General features: G+C 43.3%; 14 protein-coding genes and 2 pseudogenes. 10 read left to right on the top strand and 6 right to left on the bottom strand.

Features of this window, described 5'->3' with window-relative positions; genetic code table 11:
* Window positions 1–245 precede the first annotated feature (245 nt).
* Entirely contained in the window at window positions 246–2,396 is a 2,151-nt protein-coding gene (locus V7K42_RS14445; protein ID WP_334917221.1) for an ATP-binding protein, read from the top strand.
* Window positions 2,389–4,362: a hybrid sensor histidine kinase/response regulator gene (locus tag V7K42_RS14440; RefSeq protein WP_334917219.1), complete on the top strand. Its 1,974-nt coding sequence runs from the start codon at window positions 2,389–2,391 to the stop codon at window positions 4,360–4,362. Before V7K42_RS14445 ends, V7K42_RS14440 begins: the two co-directional genes overlap by 8 nt.
* A gap of 449 nt (window positions 4,363–4,811) precedes the next feature.
* Here the strand turns inward: V7K42_RS14440 and V7K42_RS14435 are convergent, their stop codons facing one another.
* On the bottom strand, window positions 4,812–5,369 hold the full coding sequence (locus V7K42_RS14435) for an SRPBCC family protein (protein ID WP_334917218.1): 558 nt from the start codon (window positions 5,367–5,369) through the stop codon (window positions 4,812–4,814).
* A 420-nt stretch (window positions 5,370–5,789) separates the two neighbouring features.
* Between V7K42_RS14435 and V7K42_RS14430 the strand changes: the two genes are divergently transcribed.
* The 3 genes from V7K42_RS14430 to V7K42_RS14420 all read left to right on the top strand — a co-directional run bounded on the left by V7K42_RS14430 (window position 5,790) and on the right by V7K42_RS14420 (window position 7,584).
* A complete protein-coding gene (locus tag V7K42_RS14430) occupies window positions 5,790–5,984 on the top strand; it encodes a hypothetical protein (protein WP_012410758.1) in 195 nt (64 codons plus the stop codon).
* A gap of 141 nt (window positions 5,985–6,125) precedes the next feature.
* On the top strand, window positions 6,126–6,290 hold the full coding sequence (rd, locus tag V7K42_RS14425) for a rubredoxin (protein ID WP_334917216.1): 165 nt from the start codon (window positions 6,126–6,128) through the stop codon (window positions 6,288–6,290).
* Window positions 6,291–6,339: 49 nt separating this feature from the next.
* Window positions 6,340–7,584, top strand: a complete 1,245-nt coding sequence (locus tag V7K42_RS14420; protein WP_334917214.1) for an NAD(P)/FAD-dependent oxidoreductase — start codon at window positions 6,340–6,342, stop codon at window positions 7,582–7,584.
* Window positions 7,585–7,724: 140 nt separating this feature from the next.
* On the opposite strand, the gene V7K42_RS14415 is transcribed toward V7K42_RS14420, so the two are convergent.
* A complete protein-coding gene (locus V7K42_RS14415) occupies window positions 7,725–8,210 on the bottom strand; it encodes an SMI1/KNR4 family protein (protein WP_334917212.1) in 486 nt (161 codons plus the stop codon).
* A 291-nt stretch (window positions 8,211–8,501) separates the two neighbouring features.
* Between V7K42_RS14415 and V7K42_RS14410 the strand changes: the two genes are divergently transcribed.
* A complete protein-coding gene (locus V7K42_RS14410; protein ID WP_334917210.1) occupies window positions 8,502–9,593 on the top strand; it encodes a hypothetical protein in 1,092 nt (363 codons plus the stop codon).
* A gap of 134 nt (window positions 9,594–9,727) precedes the next feature.
* Window positions 9,728–10,780, top strand: a complete 1,053-nt coding sequence (gene lpxD / locus V7K42_RS14405) for a UDP-3-O-(3-hydroxymyristoyl)glucosamine N-acyltransferase (RefSeq protein ID WP_334917209.1) — start codon at window positions 9,728–9,730, stop codon at window positions 10,778–10,780.
* A 109-nt stretch (window positions 10,781–10,889) separates the two neighbouring features.
* Here lpxD and V7K42_RS14400 read toward each other — a convergent pair whose 3' ends face one another.
* Entirely contained in the window at window positions 10,890–11,015 is a 126-nt protein-coding gene (locus tag V7K42_RS14400; protein ID WP_334917207.1) for a hypothetical protein, read from the bottom strand.
* A 587-nt stretch (window positions 11,016–11,602) separates the two neighbouring features.
* Between V7K42_RS14400 and V7K42_RS14395 the strand changes: the two genes are divergently transcribed.
* The 3 genes and pseudogenes from V7K42_RS14395 to V7K42_RS28945 all read left to right on the top strand — a co-directional run.
* Complete coding sequence (locus tag V7K42_RS14395; protein ID WP_334888449.1) at window positions 11,603–11,800, top strand: hypothetical protein; 198 nt, start codon at window positions 11,603–11,605, stop codon at window positions 11,798–11,800.
* Window positions 11,801–11,823: 23 nt separating this feature from the next.
* Window positions 11,824–13,485 carry a PRC-barrel domain-containing protein gene (locus V7K42_RS14390; RefSeq protein WP_334917205.1) on the top strand — a complete coding sequence of 554 codons (1,662 nt, stop codon included), beginning with the start codon at window positions 11,824–11,826 and terminating at the stop codon, window positions 13,483–13,485.
* An 87-nt stretch (window positions 13,486–13,572) separates the two neighbouring features.
* A pseudogene (locus V7K42_RS28945) lies at window positions 13,573–13,863 on the top strand (CHASE2 domain-containing protein); the annotation flags it as partial.
* A gap of 57 nt (window positions 13,864–13,920) precedes the next feature.
* Here V7K42_RS28945 and V7K42_RS14385 read toward each other — a convergent pair.
* The 3 genes and pseudogenes from V7K42_RS14385 to V7K42_RS14375 all read right to left on the bottom strand — a co-directional run bounded on the left by V7K42_RS14385 (window position 13,921) and on the right by V7K42_RS14375 (window position 17,509).
* Window positions 13,921–15,135: an ABC transporter permease gene (locus V7K42_RS14385; protein ID WP_442938570.1), complete on the bottom strand. Its 1,215-nt coding sequence runs from the start codon at window positions 15,133–15,135 to the stop codon at window positions 13,921–13,923.
* 417 nt (window positions 15,136–15,552) lie between these two features.
* Window positions 15,553–17,082: pseudogene (locus tag V7K42_RS14380) on the bottom strand (efflux RND transporter periplasmic adaptor subunit).
* Between the two features lie 67 nt (window positions 17,083–17,149).
* Complete coding sequence (locus V7K42_RS14375; protein WP_334917201.1) at window positions 17,150–17,509, bottom strand: hypothetical protein; 360 nt, start codon at window positions 17,507–17,509, stop codon at window positions 17,150–17,152.
* Window positions 17,510–17,757 lie beyond the last annotated feature (248 nt).

Below are 17,757 nucleotides of genomic sequence, written 5' to 3'. Positions count from 1 at the left end.
GTTTCCGTGTTTCGCGCAACTTGTAGCAGCTTCCGTCTTGACTTATATTCTTTCTGCAAGAGACTCGATGACCAGCACTCACAAAGAATAATCAATTAAAATTCAGTAATGCTTCTTAAGGTGTTCAGATCCCCGACTTTTTAAAGAAGTCGGGGATCTCAAACCCGGTAAAATTAATGAGACAGACCCTAGGTGCTGGTTACAAGCCCTAAAGAAAGTGCAATTTTGAATGGGAGTGAAGCGACGTGACAATCCTTTTGGCGATCGCAATCCACTACGAACAAGATGTTGTCCAAGCTAGACAACGAACTCGTGAGATCGCCGAGCAATTGGGTTTTGATGCTCAAGATCAAGCACGCTTGGCAACGGCAGTTTCCGAAATTGCCCGCAACGCCTTTCAGTATGCTAAAGGTGGAACGGTGGAATTTTGTGTGGTAGGAAAGCCTCAGACGTTTCTGATTCGGATTCAGGATCGAGGTGAGGGCATTCCTCATCTGGCAGATGTTTTGGCAGGACGCTACACCTCTGATACCGGGATGGGATTAGGCATTATGGGCAGCCGCAAGCTGATGGATCTCTTTGAGATCGAATCGCTGCCGCCAGAGGGAACAACGGTGGTAATGAGCAAAAGGTTGTCGAAGCGCATACCTAGTTTCAGCGATTTGCAATTGCAGCAGATTCGAGAAAGGGTGATGGAGCGATCGCCCCAAAATCCCTATGAAGAGATCCAGCGACAAAACCAGGAGTTACTGCGAGCAATGGCAGAGTTACGCAAGCGCGAGGAAGAACTGACCCAACTCAACCGGGAACTAGAAGATACTAATCGTGGTGTGCTTGCCCTCTACGCGGAACTTGATGAGAAGGCAGACTCTCTGCAAAAGGCAAACGAGCTAAAAACCCGCTTTCTCTCGAACATGAGCCATGAGTTTCGCACACCGCTCAATTCTATTTTGTCCCTATCTCGGATGCTGCTGACACGGATGGATGGTGATTTGACCGCCGAGCAAGAAAAGCAGGTAACATTCATCCAAAAGGGAGCGAGTGGATTATCAGAACTAGTCAACGACTTGCTGGATTTGGCAAAAGTGGAAGCTGGAAAAATTGAAGTGCGTCCCAGTTCTTTTGAAGTTAGTGACTTGTTTGCCACGCTGCGGGGAATGCTTCGCCCATTATTGGTTCAAGGCTCCTCTGTGGCGCTGATTGTCGAGGAACCTGACGGCATTCCACAGATATATAGCGATGAGGGCAAAGTCGCGCAAATTCTGAGAAACTTTGTCTCCAATGCGCTCAAATTTACCGAGCAGGGAGAAGTGCGCGTGAGTGCTGTGCAAAAAGGTCATACCGTGACCTTCTCCGTGTCTGATACGGGCATCGGTATAGCTCCAACCGATGTGGAACGAGTTTTTGAAGATTTTGTCCAAATTGAGTCTTCTCTGCAAAAGCAGGTGAAGGGAACCGGGTTAGGATTACCGTTATCGCGCAAGCTAACGGAGCTACTCGGTGGCAGCATTTCAGTTACAAGTAAGCTGGGTCAAGGCTCCACCTTTACAGCATCGATTCCGATCGCCTACCCTCATGCAACTGAATTTCCTACCCTCAGACAACCGATTGCATCACTTGAGCCAACTGGCCTGCCGATTCTGGCGATTGAAGATCATCCAGAAACGCTATTTATTTACGAAAAGCACCTTCAGGAGTCAACTTATCAATTAATTGCTACCCGGACTTTAGCTCAGGCTAGGCTTGTCTTACAACAAGTTCAACCGGCGGCAATTATGCTAGATATTATGCTAGAAGGGCAAAACGGCTGGACATTCTTGCGAGAAATCAAAGGAGATGAAACGACCTGTAACATTCCTGTACTCGTCATTACCATCATTGATAACGAGAAGCAAGCACTAGCGCTCGGAGCTAACGGTTTTCTAATTAAGCCAGTAGATAGATTACAGCTGTTGAATAAACTTAATACGCTAATTAATCAGAACAAGCCTCAAAAAATCTTGTTAATTGACGATGACCCTGCCTATCGGTATTTGGTGAAACAGTTGTTAATAAATACACAATTGAGTATTCTAGAAGCCATGAACGGATGGGAAGGATTAAATTTGGCACAACGGGAGCAACCAACCGCGATCATACTTGACTTGGAGATGCCAGAGTTGAGCGGTTTTGATGTCCTCAAGCAGCTTAAGAGCAATTCTGTCACTGAGTCGATTCCTGTGATCGTCCACTCATCTGCACAACTGGATGCAGAAACGCACAGCCAATTAGCAAAAAAAAGCATCGCCATTCTTTCTAAAGAAACAGGTTCTCAAACAGCAGCGATCGCCCAACTTCAACATGCACTGATTAAAGCCGGACTTGTTCTCGATGCTTGCGAGGAAAGTCATGTCTGAGGCAAGGGTTACGATCCTGCATGTTGACGATAACGAAGCCAATCGTTACATTGTCACCCGGATTTTGCAAAATGTAGGCTTTACCGTCGTAGAAGCGGCAACCGGAACAGCAGGATTAAAGGCTGCTGCTGAACATCAGCCTGCTCTGGTGATTTTAGATGTCAAATTACCAGATATCAGCGGTTTTGAAGTCTGTCGCCAAATTAAGGCAAATCCCGAAACTGCTTTTATTCCAGTGCTACACCTGTCTGCAAGTTTTATTCAAAGTCAGGATAAAGCAGAAGGCTTAGATAGTGGTGCCGATGCTTATTTAGCGCAACCTGTTGAACCCATTGAACTGCTGGCTACGGTGCGATCGCTCCTGCGAATTCGCCGAGCCGAGGAAGCTGCTTTGTCCTCAGCACGAGAGTGGCAAACCACCTTTGACTCTATCAAAGACAGCGTATGTCTGGTAGACCAAGAAGGGATAATTCTCCGATGTAATCGAGCGATGATGCAGCTTTTTTGCAAGCCCGCCCAGGAAATCTTAGGTTGTGTTCACCATGAGTTGATGGGCGCACAATTGGGAATTGGTGATGGCGCTTGCTTTCGCCGTGCTAAAGAAACTCACCAACGCCAAGTTCTAGAATTTCAGTCCAGAGAACGGTGGTTTGCCAAAACCATCGACCCGGTATTTGATGGACATGGGAATCTCACAGGTGTCGTTTTCATTCTGTCCGATATCACCGAACGCAAACAAGCAGAAGCCTTGTTGCAAGAGCAGAACGAACACCTGAATCGGCTGATGGTTTCTTTGCAACAACAAACTGAACAAGCCCAACAAGCCAATCGGATTAAAGATGAGTTTTTGGCAGTGTTGTCTCATGAATTGCGATCGCCCCTGAATCCGATTTTAGGATGGGCAAGAATTTTGCAAACGCGCCAACAGGATGCAGCCAAAACTCAGTATGCACTCGAAACAATCGAGCGCAACGCTAAACTCCAAGCGCAATTGATTGAAGACCTGCTAGATGTGTCACGCATTCTCCAAGGCAAGTTAAGTTTAAATACAGTTCCAGTCGGTCTAACTTTTACGATCAAAGCTGCCCTGGAAACCGTGCGACTTTCTGCTGAAGCTAAATCCATTCAGATTAAAACAATATTTGAACCGAACGTTGGACAAGTTTTAGGTGATTCTGGTCGCTTGCAACAGGTTGTTTGGAATCTACTTTCCAACGCTATTAAATTTACCTCACAGGGTGGTCAAGTAGAGGTGCGGTTAGAAAAGATCAAGGATGAACTAGAGACTCATCCTTGTGAATACACTCAAATCACTATCAGCGATACTGGGATGGGGATCTCTGGTGACTTTCTGCCTTATGTCTTTGACTACTTCCGCCAAGCTGATGGGACAACAACCCGAAGATTTGGAGGATTGGGGTTAGGGTTAGCGATCGTGCGGCATTTGGTGGAATTGCATGGAGGAACTGTTCAGGCAGCAAGCTCTGGAGAAGGTAAAGGAGCAACCTTTACAGTCAAGTTTCCATTGATCGCTGCGGCCCAACTCAATCAAAATAATAATGCCTTTCATAATCCTTCAGACTTCAATCTTGATGGATTGCAAGCGCTGCTTGTAGATGATGACAGAGATTCGCGGGAGTTCATTGCCTTCTTGCTAGAACAGTACGGGGCACAAGTCACTCAAGCCCAATCAGCTACTGAAGCTCTAAGCAGTTTGGGGCAAACAAAATTTGATTTGCTAATCAGTGATATTGGGATGCCTGATATGGATGGCTACACACTAATTCGTCAAATTAGAAACCAGTCGCCCGATCGCGGCGGAGAAATTCTCGCGATCGCCCTCACTGCTTATGCAGGAGAAATCGATCGACAACTTGCACTAGCAGCCGGATTTCAACAGCATATTTCTAAACCAATTGAGCCAGAGGTACTAATCCAGGCTATTTTAACTATAGTCGGGGTATAACAACGATTGGGGAAAAATTCTGAGTTATATCTGCACCAACTTCTTGACTTGCGATCGCCAATAACAATAAAAATAATAAGCTGTTGTGTTTTTAATTTGCACATTGAGACAGCAGGGGAGCAGGGGAGCAGGGGAGCAGAGGAGCAGAGGGGCACAGGAGAGGGTTTACAGGTTTTACCTAAAAGATTACGAGGCAACTTGTAGGCGCGACAGCTTACCATTTTGGATTTTAGATGGATTGTGAATGGCATTTTCTACCTGGGTTATATTAATCCATCTGTTGTAATCATTTTTCAAATTGGTATAAGCAATGAAATTTTTGACCAGCAAAATATAAAGACGCTTCCTATATAGAAGAAAGCGTCTTTGCAGTAACTAAAATATCGAACCCGATCGCTGCAAAAACTCAAACCGAAATTCCAAAATAGCTTTTGCCAATGACATTGTTATTACTGAGTCTTACAAATAACTTGTCGCATTTTACGCATATTTGCAGGTAACTCAAGGTTCATTGCTTGTTGAATAAAAATTGATGGAATCGGAATCAGAGGTGTAGCTTGCACGGTATAAGCAAGCAACGTGCCGTTACCGCAATCTTGGAGTTCTAAATTGGCGTTAAAATCTTCAAAAGTCCCTTTTTCCATGCGGAATTGGATTTGTTGCCCCAGCACCTCGACAACGCTGAGGTAAATCTCGACTTGAGCCGTGAAAAAGAAAAAGGCTTTTTGTGCTGCTTGATATAGGCGTTTAACTTCACCTTTGTGTGATATCTCGCTTTTGGTGATATCAGGAAAATATTGCACCCACCGGGGATAATCGGTTAATTGCTGCCAAACTTGCGATCGCACCATCGGCAAATACATCCAAGCCGTCACCGCGCCACCACAGGTTTTGTGCGATCGCGTTTCTACCAAAATTTCACCCTGTACCAGCAACTTTTGCTTGTCTTGACTCCAAGCCATACCTGAACCTTCAATAATTGAATCCGATCTACAAGACGCAGACATAATGATTTTAGTTACTCCTCAACTCACCCACCTAAATCGAGTTAAAACTACAAGTTATAAAACTTGATTTCGATCCAACCCATTAAATTTTAGTTCCAGTGTAATGCCTATCCTTTCCGGAAAGGGTGAGATTTTGGTAATTATTTCAGTTTCTTTACTGTAAAACCTGTAATTCTTATCACAATTCACACTATAAATACTTAAGTAGGATTGATAATAGCAATATTATAAATGAAAAACTAAGTTCTTAACAGCTAAAATGGCATAAACACTATTTAATATCAAGCATATTACCCCAAAATATGGATAGAATATCTCTATTTTTAAGTGTTATTTATGACGAAACTACAACTTCATGATAACTTCATATCTAATGGTAAATATCAAGTGTAATTTCTATTGAGTTGAGAGGAAAATTAGGTGAGTCAATCTTCTTTAAATCGTAGATTAATCCAGATTTTTGGTATCCTTCTTGGTGTTAGCGTAGCCGTATGGGTACTGAGAGGCTTTGGTATTCTTACTTTTATTCCAGGTGGAATTATTTTGCTACTGCTACTAGGGGCGATCGCGATCGGTATTATCAGTTACGCCCAAAGGACTTGGTGGCGCTTGTAATCTGATTTCTCATAATCTGGGAAATTTCCCCCAAAGGTAAACGTATACTCTGGTTTAAGAATTGTAGCGTAGCTATTTTTACTCACTGCCAGAAGTATTTAATAGGGAAGTAATGCCAAAAATTTACCAGAGGATAGGGACATGGCAAAGTATATATGTACCGTTTGCAGCTATGAATACGATCCAGAATTAGGCGATCCAGATAGCGATATAGCGCCGGGAACAGCTTTTGAAGATATACCAGAAGATTGGTCATGTCCTACTTGTGGTGCTACAAAAGATCAATTTGAACCAGTTGAAGAGTGAAGATAACCGCTAGCCTAGTAAAGTACGTGCTATTGAGAAATTTTAGAACTTGCTACCGTTACGAATCGTAGTTATTGGGGGTGGGGCTGCGGGATTTTTTGGCGCGATCGCTTGTGCTAAAGCCAATCCTGATGCCCAAGTTACTTTACTCGAAGCCAGTCGTCAACCACTGGCGAAAGTGCTAATTTCTGGTGGGGGACGCTGCAACGTGACTCACGCTTGCTTTGACCCGGAGGAGTTAGTCCAAAATTACCCCAGAGGTGCAAAAGCTTTGCGGGGTGCTTTGACTCGCTTTGGTCCTCAAGATACAGTAGCTTGGTTTGCTACTGGTGGAGTCTATCTAAAAACTGAAGCTGATGGCCGGATGTTTCCTGTCACCAATACTTCAGAAACCATTGTGGAATGTCTAATCAAAGCGGTGGCGAAATCTGGGGTAAAACTCAGGATTGGCACACATGTAACTTCGGTGAAACGAACCGCAGCAGATGAGGGATTTGATATTTTTCTGAAATCGGGAGAGACAATTAAATGCGATCGCCTACTTCTCGCAACTGGTAGCAGCCTTGCGGGTTATAAAATTGTCCAAGAGTTAGGTCATCAAATTGAATCACCAGTACCCTCATTATTTACCTTCAACATTCTCGATCAAAAGTTGCGGGAGTTAGCTGGAGTTAGCGTTAACCCTATCCAATTAAGGTTATCTGCGGGCGGAAAATCCCAATTACAACAAACTGGGCCATTGTTAATTACCCACTGGGGTTTGAGTGGCCCGGCTGTTTTGAAGCTTTCTGCTTGGGGTGCGAGAGTTCTGCACGAAAGCCGCTATCAAGCCAAATTATCGATTAATTGGCTACCCATGATGCAACAAGAACAAGTGCGAGAAAAAGTTTTAGCAGTTAAGGATGAATGGGGAAAAAAAGCGATCGCACTGCATCGCGGCGTTGAACTACCCCATCGTCTCTGGCAATATATTATTGCCCGTGCAGGTATTACCACAGAAGACCGTTGGGCAGAAATATCTAGTAAAACCTTAAATCAACTGGTGCAAGAACTTACTCAAGGACAATACTTAATCAATGGCAAAGGAGCCTTCAAAGAAGAATTTGTAACTTGTGGTGGCGTTAAGCTCAAAGAAGTCAACTTCAAGACTATGGAAAGTAGATTAGTTCCTGGTCTTTATTTTGCTGGAGAAATCTTAGATATTGATGGCGTTACCGGTGGCTTTAACTTCCAAAGTGCTTGGACAACCGGTTATTTAGCAGGGGTAGCAATGGCCACTAGCCAGATAGCTTAAAAGAGTTCGTAGTAAGCACTTTAGTGGTTAAAAAATCAGGACTAAAGTGCTTACTACGAACTTAGAAAAATTAATGTAGCATAATACTATAACCGTTATCGTTAAAATTTATTTCTTCTCAAAAAGATAACTTTGAAATGTTATCTCAATCCTCTCCTTATTAAATATTCAACTTGTTCTACAAATTCCTCTATCCAATCCATCACAGATTTACTGGACTCATTGATTGTTATGCAATCTTCATGCAGAAAATAAACAGAAGAGTCATCTTGTCCATCGGCAATAATAAACCACGGATCTCCATATAAGGCACAGATACAGAAAGCATTTTCAGGCAAGGTTGTACATTCGTCTCCTTCAGCAATTGACTCAAGGAGACTCTCTCGCCGCCACTCATTCATTTTGATAATTTGGTCGAAGTAAAACTCAAATTCCGATCTGCTAACAAGCTTTCCGGCGCTATGCCCAAGTAAGCTTAAGATTTCCCTGTAAGTCCTTGGTAAAATTCCATATTTACTTTCAATGTATGCAATTTCCTCGGAAGTACATCCTTGTAGCTCTTGCTCATTTTCTACTATTCCACTAGTAAACAAGCGCTCTCTTAATTCTTGTATATTATTAATCATTTCAAAACTTGAACTGTCTATAGAATAAATAATCTCTATCTTAATTATTAATTATCTGATTAGTACAAAATGGCAAAAGTCTCCTCTTAAAACTTGTTATTAAGAGCGTCTCAGTGTTAGCCTCACCATATTTACCAATTCTTTATAAATAAGCGATCGCTATTAGCTATATTTACTTATCAAAGTTCATACTAATTATCTAGCATTTCTCACCTTGCCACTCCACATTCACACCAGCCACTCTAGAGAAGGCAAATTTTTCAGGGTGTATTAGTTTTTCCTAGATAATGTATGAACACTGATAAAAAAACTGCGTCTGAAATTACGTTGCAAGGTAGCCAGTATATGCTAAATGGCTTTCCAGTGCTTGGTATTCCTGATGATGAGCGTGCTGTAAAATACTTCAGTCTCAATCCATTTCTACCAAATGCCCAGAATCGTTGTCCAATTGAGTGTGCCTATTGTGTCTGTCATCAAGACCGTGACTGGCACCATTATCCCCAAAACTTTCAGGATGTCTTAGCTCCGATTGACCTCCTTGATATTTTGCTAGATCGCATTTTTACTACTCAGGAGGGACAAAAGGGCTTTCCGATTTCACTATGCGACTACTCCGATCCCTTTATTCCAGCTCATCGAGAACGTGTACTGTCAATCTTAGATGCACTGATTGAGCGTAAAGCAGCTAACATAGTCTACATCACTACCAAAGTTCATCCTGGCCAATCTTTTCTAGAGCGCCTGAAAACAACTCTAGAGCAACCTCATTCCCTTCGAGTCACTGTCTTTGTAAGTTTACCTCCTTTGAAACCAGGTTATGAGCAAGCCTCAATTCAGAGTCGGATACAGTTGCTGCAAGATTTAGTCAAACTTGGCATTCCGTGTTGTTGGTATCTACGTCCACTGGTTGAACAGTGGTTTGATGAAGCTTTAATGTGGCAATTAGCACGCACGCTACTGCCCCATGTCTCCCATCATGTTATTCTGTCTGGGCTTGTGATGTCTGAAGAGATTGAAGCGAGTCTGTTAAAACAGGAATTAATCGTTCCAGAATGGGATCGTACACAACCAGGACGTAAGGAATACTTGTCATTAGAGTTCGAGTCAAAACTGCGCTCAATTCTCAGCACTGTTGCTAGCGAACAAAATATTTCTCTCGGTCCGGTGATGGGACATCGGCTATGCGGTACTAACGGCAATCATGCTTATGGCTGCTTGATTTGCGCCAAACAAAACCGTTATTGCCAACTTTTTCAACTTCATCACTATGGTGAGACGATCGCTGCTGAAGATAATCAACGCCTCAAAACGCTACTGAAACAAGATTCACTGAAAGTAGGCTCATCTTTACAACGAGAGCCATCAACAGAAGAATGTCGGTGAAGGACTCTAACCTGAAGCGAAGATTAGGTATGGTCTGATTGCCTCACCACTATGTGTCTACAAAATTAGTCTATTGGAGCATAAAGAGGGAAAATTATCTTGCCATTGTAGATTAATTTTGAACACATCCAACAATGAAATTCAGCGAAATTATCCGCCAATTTGGTGATGCTGCTAGCAATCATAGCCTGATTAGCAACCCAGACCATGACCCAGAAATTACAGGGGTAGCAGCTATTGATGAAGCTACCACTGGTACTCTCAGCTATGTAGAAGGGCCAAAATTTGGATCTTTTGTCGGTAAGACCAATGCTAGTGCTTTAATTTTTCCCAAAGACGAAAAATTACAGATGATCGCACAAGAGAGAGGTATTGTCTGGCTAGAAACTCCAGATCCGCGACTGTTGTTTGCCAAAGCGATCGCACTTTTTTACCAACCATATCGCCCCGTTCCAGAAATTCATCCCACTGCTGTGATTCACTCCACCGCCAAAGTTGGTAGTGATGTTTATATTGGCCCCCATGCTGTGATTCAGCAAGGTGTAGAAATTGGCGATGGCGCAATTATTCATCCCAATGTGGTGATTTATCCAGATGTCAAAATAGGCGATCGCACTACCCTACACGCCAACTGTACCATCCACGAACGCACCCACATCGGTGCAGATTGCGTCATTCACAGTGGTGCTGTCATCGGTGCAGAAGGCTTTGGTTTTGTTCCTACCCGGACTGGTTGGTTCAAAATGGAACAATCTGGCTATACAGTTTTAGAAGATGGCGTGGAAGTTGGCTGCAACAGTGGTATCGACCGTCCCGCCGTTGGAGAAACACGGGTAGGTCGCAATACAGTAATTGACAGCTTAGTGCAAATAGGTCACGGTTGCAAAATCGGTTCTGGCTGTGCGATCGCAGGTCAGGTTGGTATGGCGGGAGGTGTTCAACTGGGAAATCGCGTGATTTTAGCGGGACAAACAGGAATAGTCAATCAAGTGAAGATAGGAGATGGAGCAATGACATCTGCTCAAAGTGGAATTCACAACGATGTTGCGCCGGGAGAAGTTGTCTGCGGAACTCCAGCCCTTCCTTACAAACTATATCTCAAGGTATGTGCTGTTTATGGTCGCCTGCCAGAGATGTATCAATCGCTAAAACAATTGCAACGGAAATCTAAAAATAGCAATGATTAATAAAAAAGCTTGGGAGATTCTTTATACGCAATCATGAATGCTGATTAACAACAGGTTTCATGTATTTGAATCACATCTTTTGTTGGGGCACAGCAATGCTGTGCCTATACTAAATTTCACAGAATAAAAGATTGGATAGTGCTTTTTCTAAGTCATCATCTGGACGAGCAATATAAGCGGTTGAATTTGTACTAGCCAGAATTCTAATTGCTGCTAGTTGTTCCCTCCCAGTCATGTTAGGCAAGTCAATTAAACTTTGTGTCTCTACGTAGATTGAGACTGAAAGCTTTAGAAGTAATAGGACTTACGCAAGAGTTACGGAATAATGACCCGCACCGCCATTCACGCGATTGTTTCCAGTTCCATCTAGAACAGCTTAACGCCTCATTTTGAGGTCTTGCAGTTACCCTGCGGCGTTCTGCCTGACCACCCTAAAAAATGCGTTCTGGGTGATTAAATCCTTTTCAAATAATGTTTCAACAAATGTTTTAATAACGGATAAATTGTATATCTTGTACGAGAAAACTAAAATGATAACGATAAATTACAAGAGATGTTATTTACTATTGTTTATTAAAATATTACAATATCCTTTATTAAGACTATAAATAGATATATTTATTTATTTCTTTATAAAGAAATTGGGATAATGAATAACTAATATATCTACTTTGGAAAATATCTTTCCGAAAGAGAAAATAATCAATGGCATATCCCAAGAGATAGATATGTTCGTCTAATTAATAATGATATAAACTAAATTGTCTAACTTTTCTAGCAAGCTTAGTAACAAAAAAACAAGAAATTAATTAAGGAGGGAAAATGCCTAGGCTCATAGGACAGCGCTCTAATACTGGAGCCAATATCACCGTTTTAATTACCCTTGTGGCTATCTTTGGGGTACTCCTCGAATACTTTGGCGTTATTGACATCGCTCCTGGTTTCGGCAGAGAGGGACGATATTTTCAGCTAAAAATTCAGCCAACCAACGAACAAGTCACTGGACAACCCAATCAATAATAAAAACTGCGAGGAATAGATAAATGCGTAAAGGTAGTGATGTTATCGATAAAGTAGTCGTTACATCTGACAAGGGTCAAAAAATTGAGCGGATTATAGACTTAATTTTTGATCAAAAACACAATCAAATTTTGGGTTTTCTGGTTGAAGAGAAGGGACTGTTTCGGAATGCCAAAGTCATCCCCCTAGAAGAGGTGCAAGCGATTGGGTTAGATGCGATCGTTGTTAACTCCAAAGAATCTGTTGTTAAGGTACATCGTGTCCCTGCAATTAAAGAGATTCTGCACCAGAATATGGTCTTAAAAGGAACGAGAATTCTGACCACTGAGGGACTTAACCTTGGTGTATTAGTTGATTTGTTCTTTGACGAGCATAGTGGGTTGGTGGAAGGATACGAAGTTTCTGGCGGTGTATTTGCCGATGCTTATTCTGGGCGATCGTTTGTTCCCGCTCCCGAAACGCTGACAATTGGTTATGATGTTGCTTTTGTGCCTCCACAAACTGCTCAGATGATGCAAGAACAGATCGGTGGTATCCGAGGAGCCGTTCAAGCAACTGAAGACAAGTTGCAAGAATCGGCCCAAACAGCTAACCGGAGATTACAAAAAGCCAGCCAGACAGCAGGTGAGCAACTGCAAAACTCGGTAGACAATGTGAACCGCACGCTACAGTCAGCAAGCCAGTCGGCAGGTGAACAACTGCAAGCCGCAACTGATACTACTAGCAGCAAACTGCAAGACCTCAATCGAGATGCATCTGCTTTACTAACAAATAATCTGGTTGACCCTGCGGAGCAAAAAATATACGTGATTGGCAAGCATGTTGAGCGGGATGTGCTGACTCCAGATGGTAGTGTACTGTTACTACAGGGGCAGGAAGTCACCATAGTCGAGGCAGAAGCCGCCGATCGCATGGGTATCCTTGATGAACTCTACCGAGCTACAGGTGGCAGTCTGACTGCAAACATTAGCCGGAATTTGAAAGCAGTAACAGAATCTACCAGCAATCAAATTCAGAGCATAACTCAAAACAGTGCTGCTAACCTACGTTATTCGGTTGATGGGCTGGCAGCACAAGCGCGTCTGGCGATTCAGCAAGTAAGAGGGCGCAGAGTCTTACAAACAGTGCGTGCTGACGATGGCTTAATTATTGCGGCATCTGGGCAGATTGTAACTGAATCCATCCTCGATCGGGCCCAAATTTATGGCAAAGAAGTAGAATTACTGAGCGCTGCTGGTCTGGCTCTGGCAACCGCAGTTAGTTCTAGCGCAAGCGACACGTGGTTAGAAACCAAAGTTCAACTGCGCGATCGAGCAAGCGTTGCCCAAAAGAATCTCAACACTTTCTGGCAAACTTTGAAAGAGCAGGCAGAAAAGTTACAAGGACGCAGCACACGGGCGATGAAGAAGCAGCGAATTGAACAAGCCCTGGGTCGTCCAGTTACCCGCGTCATTCTCGATCCACAAGACAATGTGATTCTGAATGTGGGCGAATTGATTACGCATCGCGCTGTCCGTCAGGCTGAAGAAAGTGGAGTTTTGAATATCTTAGTGAGTTCAGTCTATATTAAGGAGCCAGAAATATCCGATCGAGAACTGCGTGCCGAAGAACATGGAATGGCAGCTCTGGCGCATCACGGTAATGGGCGATCGCAAATTGAAGTCAAATCAATCTCGGTAAACTAATCCTCGGCTTTACAGCACTTGTAAACTATTACTAAATTACCGTTCCTCTGACTCTCTGTTAAAAGCTGTCGAGCAAATTACCTTAAATTAAAAGATTTGCTCAGGGGTGCGATCGATCCGAATGTGGTAAAGAATCGGATTGTATTTATTAGTATTACTAACCAAAGCGCCGATGATTATTTTTCTACCCCTTACACCCGCATTTCTCACCACATCTTGATTAAGCCTGCGCTTGAGCAGGGGGGCAGGGGAGCAGTGGAGCAGAGGAGAGTTCAAATACCAAGTTCTTTCCCCTCTGCCCTTCTGCCCATCCTTCCCCTGAAGCTTGTGAGAAATGCGGGTACTGAGCATAAGCAGGAAATACCAGGATTGATGTGAATTTCTTCCATCCAAATCATCGTTGCCATATTAGTAATTCTCTACTTCAAGAATGTTTTAATCACTTCTAAGCGCTGTGATTGGGTCAAGACTGGCAGCATTACGAGCCGGAATTACACCAGCCAGCAACCCAATTACAAAGGTTAAACCAAAGCCAAACAGTATTGACCAGAGCGAAATCACGAAGGGAAATTTAAATAAATTTGAGGCGGCGAAGGCGATCGCAATTCCTAGTCCAATACCGATTACCCCGCCAATTACCGCAATCACAACTGCCTCGGCTAAAAACTGGCTCAAAATCGCAGTGCTAGTTGCTCCAATCGCTTTCCGAATCCCAATTTCCCGCGTTCGTTCAACCACTGACACAAGCATGATATTGGCAATACCAATACCGCCAACAATTAAAGAAATTACCGCAACCGCAACTATCATCACCGTAAAAAGCTTAGATGTACTGGTCAGCGTGTTGATGATATCAGCCGAATTTACAGTCCGAAAATCATCTTTATCTCCTTTCTCTGGATAAATGCCATGTCTTACCCGCAAGAGATTCGTAGTTTGATACTGAGCAGCGTCTAGCTGTTCCTGGCTTTTGACTTTGACATAAATTCCTCTAATGGCAATTCCCTTAACGGCATTATTTCCCACTAGCCGAGCAGACATATTGGTAAGCGGGATATAAATTTGTTCATCCGGGTTTTGTGGCCCCTGCGCTCCCTTTGTCTCCATAACGCCAATCAGATCATAGGTTTGTCCAGAGATGCGGATTTGTGCGCCTTCTGCAATACTTCCTGACCCTAGCAGTTCATCGCGGGCGGTAGGGCCTAGAACCGCCAGAGGTTTTGCTGCATTGACTTCCTCTTCAGTAAAAAATCTGCCTGTTTGAGGATGAGTGTTGCGTACATCTGGATAATTAACATCAGTTCCAATAATCGTCATCGAGTCGTTGTTTTCGCCATAGACGACTTGGGCAGACTGTTGCAGAATCGCTGATACTCGGTCAACTCCTAAAACCTGTTGCGCGATCGCCTGAGCATCTTCCAATGTTAATGTTGTGGCACTCCCAGCGCCTTGTTGCACCGCACCACTTCTAGATGCACCAGCTTGCACTTGCAAAATGTCGGTTCCGAGTGATTGTAGTTGTAGCTCGGTTGCTTTTTGAGTGCCTTGACCAATAGCGGTGACAGCAATCACTGCCATAATGCCAATGATAATGCCTAGCATTGTTAGCGCAGTGCGGAGTTTGTTACTCCACAATGTCTCTAACGCCATTGTCAAAATTTCCACGGCTGATACCGAAGAACTGCGGATTAAAGTAGATGCCTGTTTAACCAGTGGTTTGTGATTGCGTGATTTGATCATTGCTAAACTTTGCTTGTGAAACTAAATCTAAATAGAGCATTTTATTAATTCGTAGCTAATTAAATTTGGTCGTACCCTGCAATGCCATTTATCGGCTTGCATTGTTAATGTATCGGCTCACATTGTTAATGTATTAGCTCACATTGTTAATGCATTAGCTTGCATTGTTAATGCATCGGCTTACATTGTTAATGTATTGGCTTACATTATTAATGCATTAGCTTGCATTGTTAATGTATCGGCTTACATTCTTAATGTCTCAGCTTGCATTGTTAATGTGTTCTCCTGTATAAAAAACGCTATGTTTTTAGGCAAAGTAAAACTGTACTAAGGGCCACCAGGAGGAGGGCCACCCATACCACCAGGAGAACTGCCCTTGTTAGTGTTACTATTTTTTTTAGAATCCGCTGGCGCACTCACCAAAACCTTTTCATTTCCTTGTAAACCGGATTGCACAACGGTTTTGTTATTTACCGTAGCTCCAGTTTTAATTGGCACAAATCGAGTACTACCATTTTCTGTAAGCACCTGCACTCCTGTCCCGTTGCTCTGACGAGCGATCGCTACCGTTGGTACAACAAGCACATTGTTTAATTCACCTGCATCGAATTTGGCATCAACATTCATGCTTGGAAGCAGGAGAGTCTCAGGGTCAGTGAAATCCACTTTAACTTTAACGCTGGTAACATTAGTTGCTACAGTTGCCTGAGCCGCAACCTGGGCAACTTTTCCCTTAAAGGTTTTGTCAGCATACGCATCGGCTGTAATGCTTACCGACTGCCCTACCTTAATTTTGCTAATATCGGTTTCGGCTATATTTGCCACCACCTGATAAGTTGATGCCAGCGACAGAATCGAAGAAGAGGTCGATCCCGAAACCGAACTCCCAGATGTTGTAGGTGTAACGAAATCACCTGGATCGGAATACTTGGAAGTCACAATGCCACTAAATGGCGCACGAATTACTGTGTCTTGAATTTGTGTTTGAATCGTTTTTAGACTGCCCTGTTGCTGAACTACTTGAGCGCGTGCGGCATCAATATCTTCTTGGCGGTTTCCTGCTTTCAGTAGTGCTAAAGCTTCCTGTTTTTCCTTAACTACTGCCTTTAGTTGCTCGATATCTTCTTTGCGTGACCCAGCTTTTTGCAATCCTAGCGCTTACTGGGTTTCATTTACGGAAGCTTTGGCGCTATCGCGGTCGGCACGTTTTTGGTTTAAAGTCTGAAGGGAAATAGCACCAGCATTGTATAGTTGCTGATTGCGGCTCAAATCATCTTCGGCTTTTGTTAAACTTGCTTGGGCGCTTTTTAAACGTGCGTCAGCTTGAGCAATATCTTGAGAGCGATTACCTGCTTCTGCTTTTTCTAAAGTCGCTTGGGCTTGTTCTAATTGTGCCTGTGCTTGAGCAATATCTTGAGGGCGATTACCTGCTTGTGCTTTTTGCAAATTCGCCTGAGCAGCAGCCAGAGATCCCTGTGCTTGAATTAGTTGCCCTTGCAGATTTGAATCATCCATGTATGCCAGGATTTGCCCCGCTTTTACAGAGTCACCTTCATCTACCAGCAATTTCTTTAGTTGTCCAGAGCTTTTAGGGCTAACGTTGGTCGATTGTTTAGCTTCAACAGTACCGTTGGCTGAGATTGTAATCGGTAACGTTTCTCGCTCGACTGGGACTGTCTGCATTTTACTTCTGGCTGACTGAGTGAAAGAAATCATCGTCTGACGGTAAATGAGGTATCCACCACCTGTAAGGGAACTGAGTATCAATAACCCCATCAGCCATTTCGTCAGTTTGCCTTTTATTAAGCCTTCTTTAAAAGGCTTGAGTGTAATTTGTTGGGGAGAATTAAGTGTCATACGCTATGAATGCACCTTGGTTGTAAACAAAAATTGAGTTGTTGCGATCGACTCCTGCAAGCAATGATTAACTAGAAGAATTGCTCGAAGGACGTACCGGAATCCCCAACGCTTCCCGCAATTTTTCTTCGGTGACACCAAGCTTTGTAGCTGCCGCTTTCAAGTCGGGACGGCGACGCTCTCCATCTGGTGGATTAGTTGAATTAGTAGGTACTCCCAAAGCTTCTTTTAACTTGGCTTCGGTAACACCGAGTTTTTGAGCTGCGGTGGTAAAATCAATCTGACGGTGCGATCGCCTTCCTTGCGGTGATTGCTCACCCGCTTGAGAGGGGTTTTGGGCGGTCAGGTTTGGGTTACTGGCTGCTTGACCACAGGATGCAAGTGCCAGGGAAATGGCTGCCAAAGCTAGAAATTGACGAATAATCATAACAATCAATCTTGTTTTGCTGAGATTGGAAAGAGTTGATAGTTTTAATTACACCAGCCCAATATGACAGCTTTCCCTTTGCCTTAATTACAATTTTGTAATAATAGCGATTCTCATTTATTTGAATGAGTTATATGGTTAGGGGCGCACAGCTAGCTGTGCGCCCCTACCTGATTAATTATTTCTTTCTCGTTCGGAAATTTGCGTAGGCTGATATTTCTAGATGAGACAGGAGTTTTATTAGGTCT

The organism is Nostoc sp., from assembly GCF_036917455.1.
GTDB lineage: Bacteria > Cyanobacteriota > Cyanobacteriia > Cyanobacteriales > Nostocaceae > Nostoc.
The sequence above is the reverse complement of the archived record's forward strand: the minus strand, read 5'-3'. Positions and strand labels throughout refer to the sequence as shown.